This is a genomic window from Bullifex sp. (assembly GCF_034103065.1).
Lineage (GTDB): Bacteria > Spirochaetota > Spirochaetia > Sphaerochaetales > Sphaerochaetaceae > Bullifex.
On the sequence record NZ_JAXEGN010000291.1, the window covers coordinates 1 to 1,865 of the forward strand.

1 protein-coding gene is annotated in these 1,865 nt (G+C 39.5%); it reads right to left on the reverse strand.

The features are described from left to right. Positions 1–1,641: threonine--tRNA ligase (thrS, locus tag SOY52_RS11070; RefSeq protein ID WP_320849016.1), on the reverse strand; the 1,641-nt coding region annotated here is incomplete at its 3' end. Between the last annotated feature and the right edge of the window lie 224 nt (positions 1,642–1,865).

Sequence of the window (1,865 nt, forward strand, 5' to 3'; positions counted from 1 at the left end):
TGAAACAGAACCAGCTGCCATTTCCTTCTCACCTAAGATAAGCTGGTATGGAACCTTCATCTGTTGAGCCTTTCTAATCTTAGCATTCATTCTATCGTTAGAAAGATCGCTGTATACTCTAATTCCTTCGCTCTTAAGTCTAGCTTCAAGCTGTTTAGCATAGTCGTTAGCCATTTCACCTACAGGAACGATACATACCTGCTCTGGTGCAAGCCATGGTGGGAATGCTCCAGCGAAGTTTTCTAGCAATACACCAAAGAATCTTTCAATAGAACCAAGTAAAGCTCTGTGAATCATCAATGGCCTCTTCTCAACGCCATCCTTATCAACGAATGTCATCTTAAATCTCTCAGGGAGGTTGAAGTCGAACTGAACTGTTGAGAGCTGCCATTCACGACCAATTGCATCCTTAATCTTAAGGTCAATCTTTGGTCCATAGAATGCGCCACCACCTTCATCGATATCGTAAGAAAGTCCTTCTCTTTCTACTGCCTTCTTTAATGACTCTGTTGCACTATCCCAAAGAGCTGGATCACCAACAGACTTTTCAGGGCGTGTTGAAATATAAGCATGGATATCATTAAAACCAAAAGAATGAAGCATGTGGAGAGAGAATCTCAATACCTCAAGAATTTCATCATCCATCTGTTCAGGTGTACAGAAGAGGTGTGCATCATCCTGAGTAAAACCTCTTACTCTCATAAGTCCATGTAAAGCACCAGCTTTTTCATATCGGTAAACAGTACCAAGCTCTGCCCAACGACATGGAAGATCTCTATAGCTCTTTAAGCTGTTCTTATAAATCATGATATGGAAAGGGCAGTTCATTGGCTTAACATAGTAGTCAGCATTATCCATCTTCATTGGAGGATACATACCTTCTTTATAGAAACCTAAGTGACCAGAAGTTTCCCAAAGCCAACTCTTACCAACATGAGGTGTATAAACCATCTCATATCCATTCTTATAATGCTCTTCTCTCCAGAACTGCTCGATAGTCTGTCTAATTCTAGCTCCACGTGGATGCCAATAAACAAGACCAGGACCAGCTTCTTCATGAAGTGAGAATAAGTCTAAATCTTTACCAAGCTTTCTATGATCTCTTCTTTCGATATCAGCTAAGTGATCAAGATATAATCTTAAGTCTTTAGGATTAGTCCATGCTGTTGCATAAATTCTTGTAAGCATAGGATTTGACTCTTTACCACGCCAATAAGCACCAGCAATAGAAAGGAGTTTGAAAGCATCTGGATTAAGCTCTCTTGTACTCTTTACATGTGGTCCTCTACAAAGATCTGTAAAACCACCCTGGTTATATAATGTAACTGTTTCACCTTCAGGGATTGCATCCAAAAGTTCTAACTTATACTTTTGGTCCTTAAACTTCTCTCTTGCTTCTTCTCTTGTGACTTCAATTCTCTTAAATTCCTTGTCACTCTTGATGATTTTCTTCATGCGTTCTGTAATTTCATCAAGATCTTCATTAACAAGCTGGCGAGGAAGCTCGAAATCATAGTAAAAACCATTTTCGATAGCAGGTCCAATAGCAATTTGTGCAGTTGGGAACATCTCGAGAACAGCCTCTGCCATAACGTGAGACATTGAGTGTCTGATTAGAGCAAGCTTTTCTTCATTAGCCATAATAAACTCCTTAGCAGAAAAAAGAAAAAGTCTTTTGAATTTCACCCTTTTTCTGCAAATATTTTCTCGATATTGCAAGGACGAATTTCAAAAGACTTGGATCCGCGGTCCCACCTTGCTTCCCCTCCTAAAATAGAAGAGACGCTCAATTAGTTGAAGTTTATCGTACTATCTTACGGATTACTTGCTTTCTCGTAATCTGCTCCAAAGGGGTTTTCATCTTA